Genomic DNA, 21,478 nt, shown 5'->3' with positions numbered 1-21,478 from the left:
TCATCGCCGGGCCGTCCCAAGATGAAACGCGGCCCCCTTGGGGGCAGCGACCACACGCAGTGAGAGAGCGTGGGGGGCATGTTTCATCGCCGGGCCGCCCCAAGATGAAACGCGGCCCCCTTGGGGGGCAGCGACCACAGGCAGTGAGGGAGCGTGGGGGTCACATTACTGCCAACTGCCAATATCCGCATCCTTGCCCTCTCCGCCGGGCTGGCCGTCGGCGCCGAAGGACATGACGTCGACCGGGCCCTTGATGCCGGGGTTCAGGTACTGGTAGGGGCGGCCCCAGGGATCGTTGGGCAGCTTTTCCAGATAGGGCTTCCAGTTGCCGGGAATGGGGCCGCTGGTGGGTTTGGCGATCAGGGCCTGCAGGCCTTGCTCGGCCGTGGGAAAGCGCTGGTTGTCCAGCTTGTAGAGCTTTAGCGCCTGGGAGATGTTCGCAATGTCGGTATGCGCTGCAGTCACGCGGGCATCGTCGGCGCGGTCCAGCACATTGGGCACGATGAGTGCGGCCAGCACGCCGATGATGACCAGCACCACCATGAGCTCGATCAGGGTAAAGCCGCGCTGGACTGAGCGGCGCAGGGAGGCGGAAACACGGTGCAGCGAATTGGACATATCACTCCATCATAATCGGGCAATGGTGACATTTTCATTGAAGCGCGGCCAGCCCCGGGCCAGGCAGCCCGGAGCCTGGCCGCTGAAGCTGGCCACGTTTGCATTCTGGGCGCTGGCTGCAGGCCTGCTCATGTTCTGGGGCATGCGCCTGCTGGGCCCCGCAGGGACGGCCGAGCTGCCGGTGCGGCCCGCGCCTGCGCCGCGTGTCGATGCCCAGGCCATGGCCCAGGCGCTGGGCGCTGCAGGTGCGGCCCAGGCTGTGCCCGAGCCCGTGGCCGCAGCGGCTTCGCGCTATGCGCTGGTCGGCGTGCTCGCAGGGCGCGACAGCGGAGCCGGTGCGGCCGTCATCGCCGTGGGCAGTGCACCGCCCAAGCCTTTTCGTGTGGGCGCGAAGCTGGAGGATGGCGTGGTGCTGCAATCGGTTTCCACGCGCGAGGCGCGGCTGGGCTCCAGTCTTGAGGCGCCGGTCTCCATCACCTTGCAACTGCCGCTGCCGGGCAAGCGCTAGACCTGGCTTTCGAGCGGCACTACCAGCCACTCTCCCATGGCGGGTGCGGGCAGCGTCCATTCCGATGAGTGCGGCAACCTGTGGCCATGCGCGGACAGCCATTGCACGCAGCGCGCCACGCCTGCATGGCTGATCCAGACATGATCGCCGCTGGCGCAGTCGGACACCCGGGCCTGGCACAAGGCCTGGTGCACGCGCTCCAGCATGCAGGCCAGGCTCTCGCCGCCGCCGGGTGCCACCGAAGCCAGATCATCGGCCCAGCCGGCCAGGGCCAGCCGGTCGATCGCATCCCAGGCCAGACCCTCCCAGCTGCCAAAGTCCAGCTCCTGCAGACGGTGATCGGGAATAAAGATCAAATCAGGTCGCAGCGCTTGCAGGGCAAGCGCCAGCTGCTCACATCTTTGAAGCGGTGAATGGCTGATGCGGCAGGCGCCAGGCAGGGCCGCCGCCAGAGCCTGGGCGGCCTGGTCGGTTGCCGGGCCATCGGCTTGCATATCCAGCCGGCCATAGCAGATGCCGGGAGCTATCAAGGGCTGGGCATGGCGTACCAGCCAGAGCTTGCGTGAGGCCGGACTCATGTGCTGTGGGCACAGGCCAGAACGGCGGCCAGAAGCATGGCCAGCTCCGTGACTTGCTGGCAGGCACCCAGGCAGTCACCCGTCATGCCCCCCAGGCGCTTGCGTAGCCAGCGCAGCATCAGGGCCGTGACCAGGGCTGCGGCCAGCAGCATGGCCGCAAGCAGTGAGAGGCCAAGCCATGAAAGCAGCGCCAGGGCCGGCAGGCACCAGATGGCACCGGTCACAAGGCCTTGTGTGCCCAACCGCCGGCCTGCGACATGCAAGGTCTTGGAGCCGGCACCCATGCCTATATAGGGAAGCCTGTGCATGAGCACCAGGGGCGTGAAGCGCGAGAGCACATGGTTGCAGCAGAGCACCAGGGCTGCGGCAAAGGCTGCGCAGAGGGGTGCGGCTTGCAGCCCCGAGATCAGGCCCGCAATCAGGACCAGCTTGGACAGCAGGGCCATGACCAGGGCCATGACGCCATAAGAGCCCAGGCGCGAGTCCTTCATGATCTCCAGCGCGCGCTCGGGCGGGACAAAGCCGCCCAGGCCGTCGGCCACATCGGCCAGGCCATCCTCATGAAAGCCGCCGGTCAGCCATAAAGTTCCAAGGGTGCTGAGGGCTGCTGCCATCAAGGGCATCCAGGGGTTGAGAGGCAGCAGCCAGGCCAGGCCCCACAGCAGCAGGGCGGCCCACAAGCCGACCAGCCAGCCTACGCCAGGCAGGTGGGCGGCGCTGGCCTGCTGCAGCGCGGGGCTCCAGCCCACCCAGGCCGCAAGCCGCCCGGTCACGGGGATGCGGCTGAAGAACTGCAAAGCCAGAAGAAAGTGGCGCAGAGGCTTCATGGGCGGTTCAAAAAAGTGAGCGGCTTGCGCAGGCCCTGTAAGCTGAAGAGGCCATTACGGCCTCTTCTTTACTTTAGGAACAGCTGATAGGCTGGATTGCTGGTTTCCTCCACCCAGGGATAGCCGAGGTTCTTGAGAAAGCTGTCGAACTTCTTGCCGTCCTTGGCCGGTACCTGCATGCCTACCAGGATGCGCCCGTAGTCCGCACCCTGGTTGCGGTAATGGAACAGCGAGATGTTCCAGCTCGGGGCCATCAGGCTCAGAAACTTGAACAGGGCACCAGGGCGCTCGGGGAACACGAAGCGCAGCAGTCTTTCGTCCTGGGCCAGAGGGGAGTGGCCGCCCACCATGTGGCGCAGATGCTCCTTGGCCATCTCGTCAAAGGTCAGGTCCAGGGTCTCGAAGCCCTGGCGCAGAAAGGTCTTGGCAATCTTTTCCGACTCGCCCTTGCCGTGTGTGGTCAGGCCGACGAAGACATGGGCTAGCTTGGCATCGCTGATGCGGTAGTTGAACTCCGTCACGCTGCGCGGCCCGCCGGGCAGCTTGCCCACGACCTCACAAAAGCGCTTGAAGCTGCCATGCTCCTCGGGAATGGTGACCGCAAACAGGGCCTCGCGCTCTTCGCCGACCTCGGCGCGCTCGGCCACGAAGCGCAGCCGGTCGAAGTTCATGTTCGCGCCGCACAGAATGGCGGCATAGGTCTCGCCCTTGGTCTTGTGCCTGGCCACGTACTGCTTGATCGCGGCCACGGCCAGCGCGCCCGAAGGCTCGACGATGGAGCGCGTGTCCACAAAAATGTCCTTGATGGCCGCACAGACCGCATCCGTGTCCACGACCACATAGTCATCGACCAGGCCTTTGGCAATACGGAAAGTCTCCTCTCCCACAAGCTTGACGGCTGTGCCGTCGGCAAACAGGCCCACGTCGGGCAACTCCACGCGCTGGCCGGCGTTGACCGATTGCAGCATGGCGTCGGAATCCTTGGTGTGCACGCCTATGACCTTGATGTCCGGGCGCACGGCCTTGATGTAGTTGGCCACGCCGGAGATCAGGCCGCCCCCGCCAATGGCCACAAACACCGCATGGAGTTCGGGGCTGCCCAGCTTTTGCAGCTGGCTGAGCATCTCCATGGCAATCGTGCCCTGCCCGGCAATCACATCGGGGTCGTCGAACGGATGCACAAAGGTCAGCCCCTGCTCTTTCTGGAGCTTGAGAGCGTGCTTGTAGGCATCGTTGTAGCTCTCGCCAGCCAGCACCACCTCACCGCCCAGGGCGGCGACGGCATCGATCTTGACCTGGGGTGTCGTTGTGGGCATCACGATCACCGCACGGCAGCCCATCTTGCGGGCGCTCAGAGAAACACCTTGTGCGTGGTTGCCGGCCGAGGCACAAATCACGCCCTTCTTCAACTGCTCGGGCGTGAGCTGAGCCATCTTGTTATAGGCCCCGCGCAGCTTGAAACTGAACACGGGCTGCTGGTCTTCGCGCTTGAGCAGCACCTTGTTGTGCAGGCGGCGGCTCAGTGCCTTGGCCGGCGCCAGATCCGACTCCAGGGCTACGTCGTAGACACGGGCATTGAGGATCTTGGACAGATAGTCGGCTGGGGTGAGTGGGTGGGTCATGGTTGGAGGAGGGCTTGAACGGCAGGCCGTATCAGCGGGCCTGCCCAAATCAGCCGATCATCATAGGCGCTTGCGCCGCATGCTGCAGTGCGGTGAATGCGCATGCGTTGAGGCAAAAAAAAACCTCTGGCTGCAAAGCCAGAGGTGGAATCCACCATTAGAGGAGGTGGAGGAGACAATCGCTGCGATACAGAAGGAGATGGCTCACAATCTGCAGTCCACCTGGAGGTTTCGGGTTAACCCTCTAGGTAACGCTTGTCTGCATTCTAATCACGATGACTGCTGCGATGCAGCAAAATCAGGGTTTTTGTGGATTTGATGCAAAATTGCAACAGTTTTTGAGAGGTTTCAGATGGAATGCACGGTAAGTTGGACAGGGGCAGCCACGGGCATGCGCTCCGGCATGGGTTTTGTGGCCGAGACCGGCAGCGGCCACATCGTGAGCATGGATGGGGCGCCCGATGCGGCCCATCCTGCGAATGGCGGGCAGAACTTTGCGCCCAGGCCCATGGAGATGCTGCTCGCAGGGGCCGGCGGCTGCACGGCCTATGACGTGGTGTTGATACTCAAGCGCGGCCGCCATGCGGTCAAAGGCTGCAGCGTCAAGCTGTCGGCCGAGCGCGCGGATGTCGATCCCAAGGTCTTCACCAAGATACATATGCAGTTCACGGTGAGCGGCCAGAACCTGCCGCCTGCGGCGGTGGAGCGCGCCATCGCCATGAGCCACGACAAATACTGCTCGGCCTCCATCATGCTGGGCAAGACGGCGCAGATCACCACGGGTTTCGATATTGTCGAAGGCTGAGCGGCTCAGAGCGTGAACACGCTCTCAGATCCTGTGGGCCGTCGTGGTCATGACCTTGGCCGCGATGCGCATCAAGGACTGGACTGCGGGCGGCAGGATCACGGCGCCTTCGTCCAGCGCAGCCTGGGCATGGCGCTCCTCGTCTTCCTTCATGCGGGCCACGACGGCAATCGAGGCCTGGTCTTCCTCAGGCAGGCGGCCCAGATGGCTTTCCAGGTGGACGGAGACCTGGTTTTCCGTCTCCACCACGAAACCCAGGCTTGCCGCATCGCTGATCCTGGCTGCAACCACGCCTATGGCAAACGCACCCGCAAACCATAGTGGATTGAGCAGGCTGGGGCGGTCGCCGAGGGCGTCCAGGCGCTCGCGTGTCCAGGCAAGGTGATCGGTCTCCTCGCGCGCAGCCTCCAGCAGATGCTCGCGCAACTGCATGTCACGCGTGACCATGGCCTGGGCGTTGTACAGGGCCTGGGCGCAGACTTCACCGACGTGGTTGACGCGCATCAAGGCGCCGGCGAGCTTGCGCTCATCATCCGAGAGATCGCCTTCGGCCATGCCGGCAGCGGGAGAGCGCTCGGCGGCAGCAGGGCGGGCAAACAAAGTGCGCAATGCAGCATCGGCGGCTGTAAAAAATTTGTCCATAGCGTGTCCAGAAGCGGGAGTCGCGAAACCATGTCCCTGAACTGAAGGTACACCAATTGTCCTGGCTGGGCACTGAGTGGACAGCAAAACGGCAGGTCGACAAGAGGCTTGGCCGACTTGGAGTTGTCCTAGGGTTTGTTGCAGTAGTGCAACAAAAATGGCGCTCAAGCGGCGTTTTTGGGTGAATTTCTTTGCGCCTGCAGCAGTGCTCTGGTGCAATAGGCCCAACTTCCCCACCAGGAGGTTGGCGCGGGAATCCGGTGAAGCACAAGGCTAGGCCTCTTCTTCTCCGCGAAGCGCCCTTCTCAACCTTGGAGTAATCGCAATGAAAAAATCTCTGATCGCCCTGGCCGTGCTGGCCGCTTCCGGCGCTGCAATGGCTCAATCCTCCGTGACCCTGTTCGGTATCATGGACACTGGCGTCAGCTATGTGAACAAGGACGGCGCTGGTGACAGCCGCTACGGCGTGGGCACCAGCGGCAACGCTACCAGCCGTCTGGGCCTGCGTGGCACGGAAGACCTGGGCGGTGGCCTGAAGGCTGGCTTCTGGCTGGAAGGCGAAATCTTCGGTGACGACGGCAACGCCTCGGGCTTCAACTTCAAGCGTGAGTCCACCGTGCGTCTGTCGGGCAACTTCGGTGAAGTCCGTCTGGGCCGTGAACTGACCCCCACATTCCGCGCTGGTCTGAAGTATGACCTGTTCGGTGCCACCGGTATCGGCCAGAACATGGGCTACCGCGACTGGGCCAGCAATGGCCTGGCTGACAGCAACACCATCCGTTCGAACAACATGGTGTCGTACTACACCCCCAACATGAGCGGTTTCAACGCTGCTGTGAGCTATGCTTTTGACGAGCAGCCCAGCGGTGCCACCAAGACCGGTCGCTACTTCGGCGGTAATGTCGGCTACGACCAAGGTCCTCTGAGCGTGACCCTGGCCCTGGCTCAACTGAAGACCACGGCTCACGGCGTTGCCGCTGACCGCGACGAATGGGCACTGGGCGCTTCCTACAACTTCGGCGTGGCCAAGGTTGTGGGCCAAGTTCAGCAGATCAAGTACAAGCCCTCGGGCCTGAACAGCGACAAGTACAACAACTACCTGCTGGGCGTTTCGGCTCCCGTGGGCGGCGTTGGCGAAGTCAAGCTGCAGTACGCTCTGTACGACCAGAAGGCCATCGACTCCAAGGCTCACCAGCTGAGCCTGGGCTATGTGCACAACCTGTCCAAGCGTACGGCTCTGTACGGCACCGTGGCTTACCTGAAGAACAAGGATGACTCCGTTCTGGGTCTGCAAGCCAAGGGTGTGTACAGCGGCGAAGTCAAGGGCAGCAACGGTCAAGGCGGCCAAAGCCAGACCGGCGTGCAAGTTGGCATCCGTCACGCTTTCTAATGCACGGCTGGCCTGAGCCAGCAGTCATTCAAAGCTAAGAAAACCCGCCTTTGGCGGGTTTTCTTTTTTGCGCTAGGGAAATACCTGTGTTGTGCTTATGCAAACTCTGACAAAGTTGGCTTGGGATTCATAGAATGAAAATTCCGAAACCAATCGTAAACAAGAGAGACAACACAATGAACTTTTCATTCGTGAAGAAAGCAATTGCACTGGCTGCTGTCACCTGCTGCGCCCCTATGGTTTTTGCTCAGCAAAGCAGTGTTCAACTCTACGGTATCGTTGATGCCGCCGTGCGCCATACCAATAATGAGGGAGCCAACAAAGGCAGCAAGACACAAATGATTGGTGGAGGCATGTCCCAAAGCCGCTGGGGCATTAATGTCACTGAAGACCTGGGTGGCGGGCTGGCTGCTATCGCCAATGTGGAAGCCCGTTTTCTGACCGACTCGGGTGAGTCGGCGAGCACCAATTTCTTCCAGCAATCCTGGGTTGGTCTGCGCAGCAAAAGCTTTGGCCAGGTCACCATGGGTCGTCAGTACAACATGCTGTTCGACTTGGTGACCTCAACCTATGCCTCTTTCCCCTACTCCCCGTACATGGAGGCATACAAGCCAGAAATCGGCATGTCCATGGGAGCTCGTGCCAGCAATATGATCAAGTACGTGGCCGAGTTCGGCCCTGTGCGTGGTGGCCTCCAATACTCGTTTGACGAAAACAATACCTTCGATAAAGTCGGCGCGGCAGTGAGCACCGGTGGTGCAATCAAGACGGCCGGCGGTTATCTGCGTTATTCGCAAAGCGGTATTTCTGCCGGTGCAGGTTATCTCACGACCACGCTGCCCGCAGGTACCAAGGTGGATGCTTGGTCTCTGGGCGGTTCCTACCGTGTTGGCAACCTGTATCTGAACGCAGGTTATGGTCTGAACAAGCGCAAGGACAATTACCCAGCGCCTGCTCAAGGCGGAGCTTTCGACCAAGGCATACTCAATGCCTATTGGACAGGTTCTTCCAATGGCGGCTTCTCGGCTGGCGACGCCAACAAGCGTCAGATGTACAAGGTGGGTGCGGGCTATCAGGTTACGCCCCAGGTCAATATTGGCGCGCATTATTATCACGCCAAGCAATCGGGCTCCGGCACCGGCAATTTCAATGGCAAGGCTGACTTCATCGTTGCCGTCGCCGACTACGCTTTCTCCAAGCGTACCGATGCCTACGTGGCCATCGACCACACCAAGGTCAGTGGTGGCAACAGCATGAATCTGGATGCCAATGGCGCCACCAAGCGCACTGGCTTCACCGTTGGTCTGCGTCACCGCTTCTGATAACTCCTGTCTGAACTGCAAGGCCTTCTTCGGAAGGCCTTGTGCGTTTTGGGCTGTGAACACGTTCTTAGGCCTGTGAATCTCGAAGTGCTTTTTCCTGGGGTATGGTGTGTGAACACGCAAACCCATAAATGAGATCAGTCGATGGACGCCGTACGTTTCAAGGCCGCAGGCAAGGCCTTTACCCATATAGCGCAGTATCACCCCGAGCTCACCGCCTTGCGGCGTGAACTGCATGCACATCCAGAGTTGGGCTTTGAGGAGCACTACACCTCGGCGCGCGTCAAGGAGGCCTTGCGTCAATGCGGTGTGGATGAAATCCATGACGCAATTGGCAAGACCGGCCTGGTGGCCGTGATTCGCGGCCAGGGGCAGGGCTCGGGAGCCATGGTGGGCCTGAGGGCCGATATGGATGCCTTGTCCATGGTTGAGCACAACGAGTTTTCCTGGTGCTCCACCAAACCCGGGCTCATGCATGGCTGTGGTCATGATGGTCATACGGCCATGCTGGTCGGGGCGGCACGTTATCTGGCAGCGACGCGGTGTTTTGATGGCACGGCTGTGCTGATCTTCCAACCCGCCGAAGAGGGCCGCGGCGGCGCCAAGGCCATGATTGCGGATGGCCTGTTCGAGCGCTTCCCGGTGCAGTCCATCTATGCGATGCACAACTGGCCCGCGATGCGTGCAGGAACCATTGGCATCAATATGGGGGCCATGATGGCGGCTGCAGACCGCATCACCATAGAAGTCTCCGGCCGTGGTGGTCATGGGGCCCACCCTTACCAGACTGTGGATGTGGTGCTTGCCGCAGCCCATATCACGACGGCGGTGCAGAGCATCGTGGCGCGCAATGTGCGCGCCATCGACAGTGCAGTCATCAGTCTGTGCGCGGTGCAGGCCGGCGATCTCGGGGCTTTCAGCGTAATGCCTGGCAAGGCCACGCTGGTGGGCACGGTGCGCAGTTTTGACGCCGCCATACAGGACAGGCTGGAGCAGCGCTTGCAGGAGATCTGCAGCGCTGTGGCCCTGGGGCTGGGGGCAACGGCTCAAGTGAGCTACGAGCGCCTGTTTCCTGCGACCATCAATACAGAGGCCGAGGCCGCATTTGCCGCTGATGTGGCCCAGAGCCTCGTGGGTCAGGAAAATCTGGACAGAAACCTAGAACCCAGTATGGGAGCCGAGGACTTTTCCTTCATGCTCCAGCACAAGCCTGGCGCCTATCTGCGTCTGGGCCAGGCGCAGGGCAGCCAGCCCGGCATGCCCTTGCACAGCAGTCGCTATGACTTCAATGACGAAGTGCTACCGCTGGGCGCTGCCCTGCATGCCAGCCTCATCGAGCAGGCCATGCCTTTGCCGGGCCAAAAACCATAGTCTTGGGCGATTGCCCAGGCTCTATCCCAAGGCCGCCAGCATGCTCTTGGCATACTCGGTCTTTTGCTGTCACGTCATAAGGAGATTTCATGAGCGAGTTCATGCTGACCAGTCCCGAAATTGCTGCCGATTCGGCCATTGATCAGCGATTCGAGTTCGATGGCTTTGGCTGCTCTGGCCGCAACCAATCTCCAGCCTTGGCCTGGAAGGGGGCTCCCGTGGGTACCAAGAGCTTTGTGCTCACCATGTACGATCCCGATGCACCCACGGGCTCCGGGTGGTGGCACTGGTTTGTGGTGGACATTCCGGCGGGAACATTCGAGCTTGCCGCGAATGCGGGTGCGGTCGGCGGTGCCAACCTGCCGGCATCTGCACGCCAGATTCGCAACGACTTCGGCGTCCATGCGTGGGGCGGTGTCTGCCCGCCGCCCGGTGACAAGCCGCACCGCTATGTGTTCACGGTCCATGCCTTGTCGGTGGAGAGGCTGGATATTCCTGACGATGCCACGGCCGCTCTGGCTGGCTTCATGGTCAATGCGACCAGTCTGGGCAAGGCCACATTCACGGCGACTTATGGTCGCTCCTGATTCAGAGGCTAGGTGTAACGTTTGGCACGCAAATTGTTCTTCATGCGCTGCAGCGCGGGCTGCAGGCTGGGGCCTATGCGCAGTGCCACGCAGGTGGCCAGCACATCGATGACCAACAGGTGCAGCAGGCGCGAAACCATGGGGCTGTAGCGATCGTAGCCCTCGGGGTGATCGGCCGCCAGATGAATCTGGCAGGCCGCAGCCAGGGGCGAGCCGCTGGCCGTGATGGCGATGGTGGTGGCCCCATTCTTGCGCGCGATGTCGGCTGCATCCATGAGATCGCGCGTGCGCCCGGAGTTGGAGACGATGATCGCGCAGTCCCCAGGCCCGAGTAATGTGGCGCTCATGACCTGCATGTGGCCATCGCTGGTCGCAAGACTGGTCACGCCCAGACGAAAGAATTTGTGTTGTGCATCCTGGGCAACAATGCCTGAGTTGCCTGCGCCGTAGAACTCTATGCGCCTGCCGGTCTGCGAGGTCGCGGCAATCGCCCGGGCTGCCTGCTCCAGGGAGGCGCTGCTGGCGGCATTGCGGTACTGGAGGAAGGCGGCCACCGCGTTGTCCACGACCTTGACCATGACGTCGCCGGTCTTGTCGTCGCTGTCCACGCTGCGGTGGATGAAGGGCACGCCCTCGCTCACGCTGCCGGCCAGCTTGAGCTTGAAGTCGGCCAGGCCGTCATAGCCCATGCTGCGGCAAAAGCGCACCACCGTCGGCTTGCTGACCTGCGCGCGCTCTGCCAGTTCGCGTACGGGAAGCTGTGCAAAAGAGCGTGGGTCGGCGAGCACCAGGCGGGCCACGCGTTGCTCAGCCGGGGCCAGCGAGGGGAGGGAGGCGGTAATGCGATCAAGCATGGGGAATTATTGGCAGGCGCCTGTGAGGGCCGCCAGTGGCAGGCGACGGCTTACATTTTGCATCAGGCTTGCGCTTGGGCATGCATATTGCGAGGCCGCCAAGCCAAGCTCGCGCATACACTTTGGCCTGTTCGTCATTCTGGATCTTGCACTGGCAAGACTTGTCGGGCCCTGCTTTGGCAGCCAAAAAGGATTTGAAGAGGATTTTCGATGAACCAGTTAGATGCGTTGAGACAGTACACCACCGTGGTGGCCGATACCGGAGACTTTCACCAACTGGCCCAGTTCCAGCCTCAGGATGCAACCACCAACCCTTCGCTGATTCTCAAGGCCGTGCAAAAGCCCGAGTATGCGCCCTTGCTGCGTGCCACCGTGGCGCAGTATGGCGCACGCGGTCTGGATGAGGTCATGGACAGGCTGCTGGTGCGCTTTGGCTGTGAAATCCTCAAGCTCATTCCGGGCCGTGTCTCCACCGAGGTCGACGCACGCCTGTCGTTCGATACCGAGGCCACGCTCAGCCGGGCCGAGCGCCTGATCGAGCTCTACCAGGCGGCAGGCGTGCACACCGAGCGTGTGCTCATCAAGATCGCCTCCACCTGGGAGGGCATAGAGGCCGCACGCCGCCTCGAGCAGCGCGGCATACACACCAACCTCACGCTGCTGTTCTCGTTCGCCCAGGCCGTGGCCTGCGGCCAGGCCAAGGTCAAGCTGATCTCGCCCTTCGTGGGCCGCATCTATGACTGGTACAAGAAGCAGGCGGGCAGCAGCTGGGACGAGGCCGCCATGGCCGGGGCCAACGATCCAGGCGTGCGCTCGGTGCGCGCCATCTACGAGCATTACAAGCATTTCGGCATTGCCACCGAAGTCATGGGCGCGAGCTTTCGCAACACGGGGCAGATTCTGGCCCTGGCCGGTTGCGACCTGCTGACCATTGCGCCCGAGCTGCTGGCACAGCTGGAGTCCGGCGCCGCGCCCGTCGAGCCCGCGCTCGACGCCCAGGCCGCGCGCAGCCTGCAGCTGGAGCCCGTGCAATACGACGAAGCAGGCTTTCGCTTTGCGCTCAACGAAGACGCCATGGCCACCGAGAAGCTGGCTGAAGGCATACGCGCTTTTGCTGCCGATACGCGCAAGCTGGAAGCGCTGATGCAGGCTGCGCAATAAAGGGGCCGGATCTTGCTTTCCACATGCGATGCCGCGCCCGCCTGGGGCGCGCTGCAAAACCACTACCGTGACAGCATCCGGGGCATGAACCTGAGCCAGGCCTTTGCGGCCGATGGCCAAAGGCTGGCACAACTGAGCCAGCAAGCCCCGCATGTGTTTGCGGATCTTTCCAAGAACCTCTGGAATACCGAGACCGAGAGCCTGCTGGGTCTGCTGGCAAGCCAGCGCGGCGTGGCCCAGTTGCGCGATGCCATGCTCGCGGGCGAGGCCGTGAACAGCAGCGAAGGCCGTGCCGTCATGCACTGGCTGCTGCGCATGCCGCGCGATCGTGGTGCGCTGAGTGAAAACCCCGTCGTGCAGCAATGGTCGCCGGCCATGCATGCGGCCCTGGGCGACGTGCACACCACGCTGGATGCGATGCTGGAGCTGGCCGAGCAGGTGCGTGCCGATGCCCGCATAACCGACATCGTCAACATCGGCATCGGCGGCTCGCATCTGGGCCCCGAAGTCGTGGTCAACGCGCTGGAAGACTGGGTGGATGCGGGCAAGCACTTTCACTTCGTCTCGAATGTGGACGGCCATGAGCTGGGCCATGTTCTGCGGCGTGTCAAGCCGCAGAACACCTTGTTCCTGGTGGCCTCCAAATCCTTCACCACGGCCGAAACCATGCTCAACGCGCATTCGGCACGCCAGTGGTTTCTGGACAACGGCGGCAGCGCGGATGCGGCTGCGCCCTGCTCCATAGACAGGCACTTCGTGGCCCTGACCACGAATGTCGCGGCGGCGGCCGAGTTCGGCATAGGCCGCACCCTGGGATTCTGGGATTGGGTGGGCGGGCGCTTCTCGCTGTGGTCGGCCATAGGCCTGTCCGTGGCGATTGCCATAGGCCGGGAGCAGTTCCGCGAGCTGCTCGCCGGCGCGCACGCCATGGATGCCCACTTCTTCGGCAGCCCGGCCGAGAAAAATCTGCCGCTGCGCCTGGGCCTGCTCGATGTCTGGTACCGCGACTTCTGCGGCTTGGGCAGCCGCTGCATAGCGCCCTACAGCCATGGGCTGCGCAGGCTTACGGCCTACTTGCAGCAGCTGGAGATGGAGAGCAATGGCAAGGGCGTGACGCGTGATGGCCTGAGCCTGAAGCAGCCCACGGCGCCCGTGATCTGGGGCGAGCCGGGCACCAACGGCCAGCATGCCTTCTTCCAGATGCTGCACCAGGGTCAGGACGTGATCCCCGTGGAGTTCATTGCCCTGCGCGATGGCGGCAAATACCTGGGTGCCCATCACCAGAGCCTGGTCGTGAATGCGATTGCCCAGGCCCAGGGTCTGATGGTGGGGCGTCATGGCGAGGGTCATGAGCGCCACTGCAGCGGCAACCGGCCCAGCAGCTTCCTGCTGCTGCAGCAGCTCGATCCTGCATCGCTGGGCGCCCTGATCGCCTTGTACGAGCACCGGGTCTTCGTCTCGGGCGCGGTCTGGGGCATCAACAGCTTTGACCAGTGGGGGGTAGAGCTGGGCAAGAAGCTGGCACGCGAGCTGCACCAGCGCCATGACAGCGGCGACTGGCAGGGCGTGGATGCCTCGACCCGGGCCCTGATGCGGCGGCTCATGACCGCCGATCAGGGCTGACGCGGAAAAGCCCCTGAAGCCGGGGCGCGCTGCAGGAGATCCGTCCGGCTCAGTCCCTGGTTTGATATGAAAAATATAGCTGCTAGCGCTTGATATACCTTGAGTTGATATGGTTTTGTGGCTGAAACCTTTATGTAGAAAGCGCAAGCAGCTCATTTTTAAGGAGTTCCATGTCCCCCATCCTGTCCCGTGATGAGATCCGCACGCGCTTTTCACGCGCCATGTCGGACATGTACCGCAATGAAGTGCCGCAGTACGGCCAGCTTCTGGAACTGGTGGCCGACATCAATCAGCGCACGCTGCAGGCCCGGCCGGCGCTGCATGCGCAAATGCAGGCCGGCCGGGAGCTGGAGCGCCTGGGGGTGGAGCGCCATGGCGCGATACGCGTGGGCACGGCGGCCGAACTGTCCATGCTGCGTCGCCTGTTCGCGGTCATGGGCATGGAACCCGTGGGCTACTACGACCTGTCCGTGGCCGGGGTGCCCGTGCACTCCACGGCCTTCCGGCCTGTGAGCGAAGCCGCGCTGCGTGCGAATCCGTTTCGGGTCTTCACCTCGCTGCTGCGCCTGGAGCTGATTGCCGATCCGGCATTGCAGGACCGGGCGCGGGCGATTCTGGGCGCGCGCAGCATCTTCACGCCACATGTGCTGGAGCTGATCGCGAAGGCCGAGAGCGCAGGCGGTCTGCATGAGGCCGAGGCCGACGCATTCGTCAAAGAGGCGCTGGAGACCTTTCGCTGGCACTGCGAATCCACCGTGGATGCGGCCACCTACGCATCCCTGCACCAGGCCCACCGCCTGATTGCCGATGTGGTCTGCTTCAAGGGCCCGCACATCAACCACCTGACGCCGCGCACCCTGGACATCGATGCCGCCCAGGCGGCCATGCCCGCACATGGCATGCACGCCAAGGAGGAGATCGAAGGCCCGCCTGCGCGGGCCTGCCCGATTTTGCTGCGCCAGACCAGTTTCAAGGCGCTGGAGGAAGCCGTGCGCTTTGCGGACCAGGGCAGGGGCGAGGCGGGATCGCATACTGCGCGCTTTGGCGAGATCGAGCAGCGCGGCGTGGCCCTGACCCCCGAAGGCCGCGCGCTGTACGACCGCCTGCTGGCCCAGGCGCGTGAGCCGCGCGAAGACACCCACGGCAGGGCCTTGAGCTATGGCCAGCGCCTGCATGCGGCCTTTGCCGACTTTCCCGATGACTGGCAGGCGTTGCGCCGCCAGAAGCTGGCCTTTTTTCGCTATGTGCTCAGCCCTGCGGGCGAGCAGCAGATCGAGGCTCGCAGTAGGTTCGCCAGCGCGGGCGGGCTGGAGCAATGGATCGAGGAGGGCCTGGTCAGTGCCGAGCCCATCACCTATGAGGATTTTCTGCCCGTGAGCGCGGCCGGCATCTTCCAGTCCAACCTGGGCGGAGAGACGCACAAGCAGTACGCAGCCCATGCGGCCCGCCAGGCCTTCGAGGCCGATCTGGGCGCCAGCGTGCACGACGAGATGGCGCTCTACGCAGCCGCGCAGCAGCAGTCCATGGAGCTGCTGCTGAGTCGGGTTCAGGGCTGATCCACGGCCCTGAAAAAGAAAAAGGCCGCTTGCGCGGCCTTTCTTGTGGGGCAACGAGGCATGGCTGCCTCGTCGGCGGGTATTACATACCCATGCCGCCCATGCCACCCATGCCGCCCATGTCGGGCATGGCGGGTGCGGAGTCAGCCTTGGGGGACTCGGCAATCATGGCTTCGGTGGTCAGCAGCAGCGAGGCCACGGAAGCAGCGTTCTGCAGAGCCGTGCGGGTCACCTTGGTGGGGTCCAGAATGCCCATCTCCAGCATGTCGCCATAGCTGTCGTTGGCCGCGTTGAAGCCGTAGTTGCCCTTGCCGCTGAGCACGGCGTTCACGACCACCGAAGGCTCGCCACCGGCGTTGGCCACGATTTCGCGCAGAGGAGCTTCCACGGCCTTGAGGATCAGCTTGATGCCGGCGTCCTGCTCGGCATTGCCGGTCTTGAGCTCGCCCACGGCTTGCTTGGCGCGCAGCAGGGCCACGCCACCGCCGGCCACAATGCCTTCTTCCACGGCAGCGCGGGTGGCGTGCAGCGCGTCTTCCACGCGAGCCTTCTTTTCCTTCATCTCGACTTCGGTGGCAGCACCCACCTTGATCACGGCCACGCCGCCGGCCAGCTTGGCCACGCGCTCTTGCAGCTTCTCGCGGTCGTAGTCGCTGGTGGCTTCTTCGATCTGGATGCGGATCTGCTTGACGCGGGCTTCGATTTCTTCAGCCTTGCCAGCACCGTCGATGATGGTGGTGTTTTCCTTGCCGATCTCGACGCGGGCAGCCTGGCCCAGGTCTTCCAGAGTCACCTTGTCCAGCGACAGGCCGACTTCTTCGGCAATGACCTTGCCGCCGGTCAGGATGGCAATGTCTTCCAGCATGGCCTTGCGGCGGTCGCCGAAGCCAGGAGCCTTCACAGCCACAACCTTCAGGATGCCGCGGATGGTGTTCACCACCAGGGTTGCCAGGGCTTCGCCTTCGACGTCTTCTGCAATGATCAGCAGAGGACGGCCGGCCTTGGCCACGGCTTCCAGCGTGGGCAGCAGGTCGCGGATGTTGCTGATCTTCTTGTCGAACAGCAGCACGAAGGGGTTGTCCAGCAGGGCAACCTGCTTTTCGGGGTTGTTGATGAAGTAGGGCGACAGGTAGCCGCGGTCGAACTGCATGCCTTCGACGACGTCGAGTTCGTTGGCCAGCGACTTGCCTTCTTCAACCGTGATCACGCCTTCCTTGCCGACCTTGTCCATGGCTTCGGCGATGATCTCGCCGACGGACTCGTCGGAGTTGGCGGAGATCGAACCCACCTGGGCGATTTCCTTGGAGGTGGTGGTGGCCTTGGATTGCTTCTTGAGCTCTTCCACCAGGGCGGTGACAGCCTTGTCGATGCCGCGCTTGAGGTCCATGGGGTTCAGGCCGGCGGCCACGTACTTGATGCCTTCGTGCACGATGGCCTGGGCCAGCACGGTGGCGGTGGTGGTGCCGTCACCAGCGATATCGTTGGTCTTGGAGGCCACTTCCTTCACGAGCTGGGCGCCCATGTTCTGCAGCTTGTCCTTGAGTTCCACTTCCTTGGCCACGGACACGCCGTCCTTGGTCACGGTGGGGGCGCCGAACGAGCGCTCCAGCACCACGTTGCGGCCCTTGGGGCCCAGGGTGACCTTGACCGCGTTGGCCAGGATGTTCACGCCTTCAACCATGCGTGCACGTGCTTCGCCACCGAAAACTACGTCTTTTGCTGCCATTTTTGGCTCCTAAATCTGGTTCAAAAAAGCCTCTAGCGCATATGTATCAAGCGCTAGGTGCTATGAATATGGGAGATGCTTGGGAAGAATTACTTCTCGACGACTGCGAACAGATCGTCTTCCTTCATCACCAGCAGCTCGTCGCCATCGACCTTGACGGACTGGCCGCTGTACTTGCCGAACAGAACGCGGTCACCGACCTTCACGTTCAGGGCAATGGTTTCGCCCTTGTCGTTCTTCTTGCCAGGGCCCACTGCCAGCACTTCGCCCTGATCGGGCTTTTCGGCGGCGTTGTCGGGGATCACGATGCCCGAGGCCGTCTTGGTTTCGTTCTCGAGGCGCTTGACGATCACGCGATCGTGCAGGGGACGCAGGTTCATAACAGCTCCTAATTCATCAACAAAGTTGAAACAAGACTGGTCGGCCTTCAGGCCGACCCGGCAAAGTCGAGGGGCGGTGCTTGTTAGCACTCAACCCCTGTGAGTGCTAATAATAAGGCAATTCCCTGCTCTTTCAAGAGGCTGGCGAAAAGTCCATGGGTAAACCCAGGTCGTAGTTGCGGCCTGGATGGTGACCTTGCCCCTGGAGAGCGTATCCCTTGCTGAGTGTTTCACTATGAGGCGCTTGAGGCGGCCAGCGGCCAGCGGCCAGCGACCAGCGACCAGCGACCAGCGACCAGCTCGCATCGCGCAAGGCCTTCGACGCGTCCTGAGATGGACGTTCGCTGCGTGGGCCGCCAGGCCCCTGGGGCTCAGGCCGCGAGCTTTTGCAGTGCCTCGCCGGTCAGCCGGTAGCGAATCCACTCGCTTTGGGGCAGGGCCTCCAGGCTGTCGTAGAAGTCGATGGCCGGCGTGTTCCAGTCGAGCACGCTCCATTCGAAGCGGCCGCAGTTCTTGTCCACCGCAATGCGCGCGAGATGGCGCAGCATGGCCTTGCCTGCGCCCAGGCCGCGCGCTTCGGGCGTGATGTAGAGGTCTTCGAGGTACAGGCCGTGGCGGCCCTGCCAGGTCGAGTAGTTGAAGAAATAGACCGCAAAGCCTATGGGCTGGCCATCGGCCTCGCAGATCAGGCCGAAGACCGAGGGCTGCTCGCAAAACAGCGTGGCCAGCACATGCTCGGGCGTGGCCAGCACTTCGTGCTCGGCTTTTTCATAGATGGCGAGTTCGCGCACGAACTGGAGTATGAGTTGTGCATCTGCGGGCGTGGCCGTGCGTATATTGAGTTGGCTCATGGTCTGGGTTTCAAGAGAAAAAGTGCTCCAGCGCCTATGGGGCAAGCGCTGATAGCTATTGTTTGAGGAGTGTTTGCGCAGGCTCTGGCGCTTGCACCGAAGGTGTGCCGGAAGGCGGCAGCATCTGGCTCAGGATCTGGAAGTGGTCTTCGAAAAACTGCTCTTCCAGCTTCTGCAAGCCGGCCAGCGCGACCCAGCAGGCCTGGGCTGCGTCGTCGCCGCCCTGCACTGGCGGCAGGCTGCTGCGCTCGCCGAGATCGATATGGTGAACGTGGGTGATGGTGCGTCCGCGCAGGCTGCGGTCGGGGTGATCGAAGACCTGCACGGATTGCAGGCCGGTCAGCAGTTCGTGCTCTTCGAGGCTGGCGCAGGTTTCCTCGTGCAGCTCGCGCAGGCAGGACTGCCACAGGCTGTCGCGCGGTTCGAGAAAGCCGCCGGGCAAGGCCCACAGGCCTTCGCCGGGCGCATGGGCGCGGCGTATCAAAAGCACATGCGGGCGGGACTGGAGGCTGCAGGTCAGCAGTGCATCCACGGTGACGAACACCGGCGGGTAAGGCGCAGCGGCCCAGGCCTTCTTGTAGCCCGCAAGCATGGCTGCCTCCTTGTGCAGGCGCGCATACATGGGCGTTTGCGCAAAGCCGCGCAGAAAGTCCAGGGTGCTGGGCGGCAGGTCGGGGGCCAGCTCGGCCAGGGCCTGCTCCATCTGCGTCTGCGTGGTCGCACCCAGGTATTTCTCGCGCAGCGGCGTGGCGTCGAATGCGCCCAGGCGCGGCAGGCTGATCAACTGCCAGCCCGGAAAGCGCGCGAGATAGCTGCTGCTCGCATCCTTGAAGTGGCCGACCAGGGCCACGCTGGCGCCGGCTGCCACATGGGCCTGCACGGCCTGGCGCACGGCCTGCACCCACAGCGGCTCGTTGTAGTAGTCGCGCACGGGCGTGCAGTGCACGCGGGCCGCATCGGCCTCGGGCAGGGCGGCGCTCAGCATCTGCGCGCGTTGCTGCCACGAAAACGGGTTCTTGGGGTTGGCCGCCTGCCAGGCGCTGCCCAGTACCACCACGACCTGGCGCGCGCGGGCCAGGGCCTCGCGCAGCAGGGCCATATGGCCGTTGTGCAGGGGCTGGAAGCGGCCTATGAGCACGGCCGTGTCCACGGTCCTGACGGTGCTGGCGGAAGTAGAAATCTCGGGCATGGGTTGCGTATTCTCAAGCGTAGTGCGCGGCTATGGGCATTTGCCGGCCCGTGCCAAAGGCACGCGGGCGCAGGCGCAGAATGGGCGGGGCCTGGCGGCGCTTGTATTCGCTGCGAAACACCAGGCGCTGCACACGCTCCACCAGTTCGGCACCTGCGGCCTGGCTGCGCAGATCCGCTACAAAGCGGCTGGCGCTATCGTACTCGGCGCGCGCGAGCTGGCGGCCCTCGATCTGCCATTTGAGGATTTCATCCAGCACGGGATAGGGCGGCAGGCTGTCCTCGTCTCTTTGATCGGGAGCGAGCTCGGCCGAAGGTGGCTTGTCGATGATGGCCTGGGGAATCAGCTCGCGGCCGCTGGCCTGGTTGATGTGGCGGCACAGCGCAAAAACCTCGGTCTTGTACAGATCGCCCAGCAGGCCCAGGCCGCCATTGGTGTCGCCATACAGCGTGCAATAGCCCACCGACAGCTCGGACTTGTTGCCCGTGGTCAGCAGCAAATGGCCGTAGCTGTTGGAGTATTCCATCAACACCGTGCCGCGCACGCGGGCCTGCAGGTTTTCCAGCGCCAGACCCGAAAGAGGCTGGCCAAAGCTGGCCTGGAACTGCTGGACATAGGCGTCCACCTGGGCGGCAATGGGGTGCTGAATCAACGCAATGCCCAGCTGCTGGCACAGGGCCACGGAGTCCTCCACCGAGCCGCTGCTGGAAATGCGCGAAGGCATGGTGATGGCGGTGACGTTGTCCGGGCCCAGCGTCTCGGCGGCCAGGGCCAGCGTGAGGGCGCTGTCTATGCCGCCGCTGCAACCCACCACGGCGCGGGTGAAGCCGCAGCGCCGGGCGTAGTCGCGCAGGCCCAGCTGGATTTGCGCGCGGTAAAACGCCATGGTGGACAGGCCCTGGGCCGCCACCGGCTCGGGCACGCTGCCGTCGCCCTGGGCAAAGCAGCCGCGCTCCAGTTGCAGGGTGACGACCTGTTCGCTAAAGCGCTCGGCCTCGAACACCACGCCGGCCATGGGCTCCACGGCGAAGGAGGCGCCGTCAAACACGATCTGGTCCTGGCCGCCCACCTGGTTCACAAACACGATGGGCAGGCCATGGCGCCTGGCCGCCGCGCTGAACACCTGGTGGCGCTGCTCGCGCCGGCCGGTGCTGGAGGGGCTGGCATGGATGCTGACGACCACATCGGGCGCGGCGTCGGCCATGCGCTCGAAGGGGTTGACCGCATAGTCGGCACCGCTGTCATTCCAGCCGTCTTCGCAGATCAGAAAGCCTACCTGGGCATCGCCCACACGCAGCACCTTGGCCACGTCGTGGCCGGGCTTGAAATGGCGGTGCTCGTCAAAGATGTTGTAGGTGGGCAGCAACTGCTTGTCGTATTGCAGCCGCACCTGGCCGTTTTGCAGCACCAGCAGGCTGTTGTGCAGCCGCTTGCCCGGGCCTTGGGCGGCGGTGGGGGCACCCACCACCCAGTGCAGGGCCGGCCATTGGCGGGTGGCGGCCAGCAGCTCCTGCAGGCCGCGCTCGCAGCGCTGCAAAAACGCGGGCTCGTCCAGCATGTCCTGGGGGTAGTAGCCGCACAGCGAGAGTTCGGAGAACACCACCATATCCGCCTGCGCCTCATGGGCCTGGCGCGCCGCGCCCTCCATCTTGGCGGTATTGCCGGCAATGTCGCCCACCGTCATATTCAGTTGGGCCAGGGTGATGCGCAGCATAAAAGCCTCCTCAAAAATGCAGTGTCTAGGCCAGCTTGGATTTCACACAACTGGCGTGGCCAAATCAGGGCGCGATGCGAAAGCGGGCGCGGACCCATGCCAGGGCACCGCGCAAGGGCCGCTCCCGCCGCGCTGGTGCCGTCCCCCTCCCGCG

General features: G+C 63.1%; 20 protein-coding genes. 9 read left to right on the top strand and 11 right to left on the bottom strand.

Features of this window, described 5'->3' with window-relative positions; translation table 11 throughout:
• Window positions 1-165: 165 nt before the first annotated feature.
• Window positions 166-618: a type II secretion system major pseudopilin GspG gene (gspG, locus tag G486_RS0102480; protein ID WP_027014110.1), complete on the bottom strand. Its 453-nt coding sequence runs from the start codon at window positions 616-618 to the stop codon at window positions 166-168.
• A gap of 22 nt (window positions 619-640) precedes the next feature.
• Here gspG and G486_RS0102475 point away from each other — a divergent pair, with 22 nt between their 5' ends.
• Window positions 641-1,126 (top strand): type II secretion system protein N, encoded by a 486-nt coding sequence (locus G486_RS0102475; protein WP_027014109.1) that lies wholly within the window; start codon window positions 641-643, stop codon window positions 1,124-1,126.
• On the opposite strand, the gene G486_RS0102470 is transcribed toward G486_RS0102475, so the two are convergent.
• The 3 genes from G486_RS0102470 to ilvA all read right to left on the bottom strand — a co-directional run bounded on the left by G486_RS0102470 (window position 1,123) and on the right by ilvA (window position 4,153).
• A complete protein-coding gene (locus tag G486_RS0102470) occupies window positions 1,123-1,704 on the bottom strand; it encodes a histidine phosphatase family protein (protein ID WP_027014108.1) in 582 nt (193 codons plus the stop codon). The genes G486_RS0102475 and G486_RS0102470 overlap by 4 nt on opposite strands.
• Complete coding sequence (locus tag G486_RS0102465; protein ID WP_027014107.1) at window positions 1,701-2,531, bottom strand: adenosylcobinamide-GDP ribazoletransferase; 831 nt, start codon at window positions 2,529-2,531, stop codon at window positions 1,701-1,703. Before G486_RS0102465 ends, G486_RS0102470 begins: the two co-directional genes overlap by 4 nt.
• Window positions 2,532-2,599: 68 nt before the next feature.
• A complete protein-coding gene (gene ilvA, locus G486_RS0102460) occupies window positions 2,600-4,153 on the bottom strand; it encodes a threonine ammonia-lyase, biosynthetic (protein ID WP_027014106.1) in 1,554 nt (517 codons plus the stop codon).
• 352 nt (window positions 4,154-4,505) lie between these two features.
• Here ilvA and G486_RS0102455 point away from each other — a divergent pair, with 352 nt between their 5' ends.
• Entirely contained in the window at window positions 4,506-4,958 is a 453-nt protein-coding gene (locus G486_RS0102455) for an OsmC family protein (RefSeq protein ID WP_027014105.1), read from the top strand.
• A 24-nt stretch (window positions 4,959-4,982) separates the two neighbouring features.
• Here G486_RS0102455 and coq7 read toward each other — a convergent pair whose 3' ends face one another.
• Window positions 4,983-5,600, bottom strand: a complete 618-nt coding sequence (gene coq7 / locus G486_RS0102450) for a 2-polyprenyl-3-methyl-6-methoxy-1,4-benzoquinone monooxygenase (RefSeq protein WP_027014104.1) — start codon at window positions 5,598-5,600, stop codon at window positions 4,983-4,985.
• A gap of 325 nt (window positions 5,601-5,925) precedes the next feature.
• On the opposite strand from coq7, the gene G486_RS0102445 reads away from it, so the two are divergent.
• From G486_RS0102445 to G486_RS0102430, 4 genes are all read left to right on the top strand, one after another.
• Entirely contained in the window at window positions 5,926-6,990 is a 1,065-nt protein-coding gene (locus G486_RS0102445) for a porin (protein ID WP_027014103.1), read from the top strand.
• Between the two features lie 176 nt (window positions 6,991-7,166).
• A complete protein-coding gene (locus G486_RS0102440; RefSeq protein ID WP_027014102.1) occupies window positions 7,167-8,312 on the top strand; it encodes a porin in 1,146 nt (381 codons plus the stop codon).
• 144 nt (window positions 8,313-8,456) lie between these two features.
• Entirely contained in the window at window positions 8,457-9,683 is a 1,227-nt protein-coding gene (locus tag G486_RS0102435) for a M20 aminoacylase family protein (protein WP_027014101.1), read from the top strand.
• A gap of 89 nt (window positions 9,684-9,772) precedes the next feature.
• Window positions 9,773-10,270: a YbhB/YbcL family Raf kinase inhibitor-like protein gene (locus tag G486_RS0102430; RefSeq protein WP_027014100.1), complete on the top strand. Its 498-nt coding sequence runs from the start codon at window positions 9,773-9,775 to the stop codon at window positions 10,268-10,270.
• A gap of 8 nt (window positions 10,271-10,278) precedes the next feature.
• Here G486_RS0102430 and G486_RS0102425 read toward each other — a convergent pair whose 3' ends face one another.
• On the bottom strand, window positions 10,279-11,124 hold the full coding sequence (locus G486_RS0102425; protein WP_027014099.1) for a MurR/RpiR family transcriptional regulator: 846 nt from the start codon (window positions 11,122-11,124) through the stop codon (window positions 10,279-10,281).
• A 210-nt stretch (window positions 11,125-11,334) separates the two neighbouring features.
• Between G486_RS0102425 and tal the strand changes: the two genes are divergently transcribed.
• The 3 genes from tal to hglS all read left to right on the top strand — a co-directional run bounded on the left by tal (window position 11,335) and on the right by hglS (window position 15,464).
• A complete protein-coding gene (tal, locus tag G486_RS0102420) occupies window positions 11,335-12,285 on the top strand; it encodes a transaldolase (protein ID WP_027014098.1) in 951 nt (316 codons plus the stop codon).
• A 12-nt stretch (window positions 12,286-12,297) separates the two neighbouring features.
• The gene (gene pgi / locus G486_RS0102415) at window positions 12,298-13,908 is read left to right on the top strand and encodes a glucose-6-phosphate isomerase (RefSeq protein ID WP_211233743.1); all 1,611 of its coding nucleotides are present in this window, start codon (window positions 12,298-12,300) and stop codon (window positions 13,906-13,908) included.
• Window positions 13,909-14,078: 170 nt separating this feature from the next.
• On the top strand, window positions 14,079-15,464 hold the full coding sequence (gene hglS, locus G486_RS0102410) for a 2-oxoadipate dioxygenase/decarboxylase HglS (RefSeq protein ID WP_027014096.1): 1,386 nt from the start codon (window positions 14,079-14,081) through the stop codon (window positions 15,462-15,464).
• 82 nt (window positions 15,465-15,546) lie between these two features.
• Here hglS and groL read toward each other — a convergent pair whose 3' ends face one another.
• The 5 genes from groL to G486_RS0102385 form a co-directional block, all read right to left on the bottom strand.
• A complete protein-coding gene (gene groL / locus G486_RS0102405) occupies window positions 15,547-17,190 on the bottom strand; it encodes a chaperonin GroEL (RefSeq protein WP_027014095.1) in 1,644 nt (547 codons plus the stop codon).
• Between the two features lie 89 nt (window positions 17,191-17,279).
• A complete protein-coding gene (gene groES, locus G486_RS0102400; protein ID WP_027014094.1) occupies window positions 17,280-17,570 on the bottom strand; it encodes a co-chaperone GroES in 291 nt (96 codons plus the stop codon).
• A 371-nt stretch (window positions 17,571-17,941) separates the two neighbouring features.
• Window positions 17,942-18,421, bottom strand: a complete 480-nt coding sequence (locus G486_RS0102395; protein ID WP_027014093.1) for a GNAT family N-acetyltransferase — start codon at window positions 18,419-18,421, stop codon at window positions 17,942-17,944.
• Window positions 18,422-18,476: 55 nt separating this feature from the next.
• Window positions 18,477-19,610, bottom strand: coding sequence for a bifunctional nicotinamide-nucleotide adenylyltransferase/Nudix hydroxylase (locus G486_RS21345; protein ID WP_051303033.1), 1,134 nt, complete (start codon window positions 19,608-19,610; stop codon window positions 18,477-18,479).
• A 13-nt stretch (window positions 19,611-19,623) separates the two neighbouring features.
• Entirely contained in the window at window positions 19,624-21,324 is a 1,701-nt protein-coding gene (locus G486_RS0102385) for an NAD+ synthase (protein ID WP_027014092.1), read from the bottom strand.
• Window positions 21,325-21,478 lie beyond the last annotated feature (154 nt).

This window comes from Comamonas composti DSM 21721 (assembly GCF_000429845.1).
Taxonomy (GTDB): domain Bacteria; phylum Pseudomonadota; class Gammaproteobacteria; order Burkholderiales; family Burkholderiaceae_C; genus Comamonas; species Comamonas composti.
Note: the sequence above shows the minus strand (reverse complement) of the source record. Positions and strands in the feature narration are given on the sequence as shown.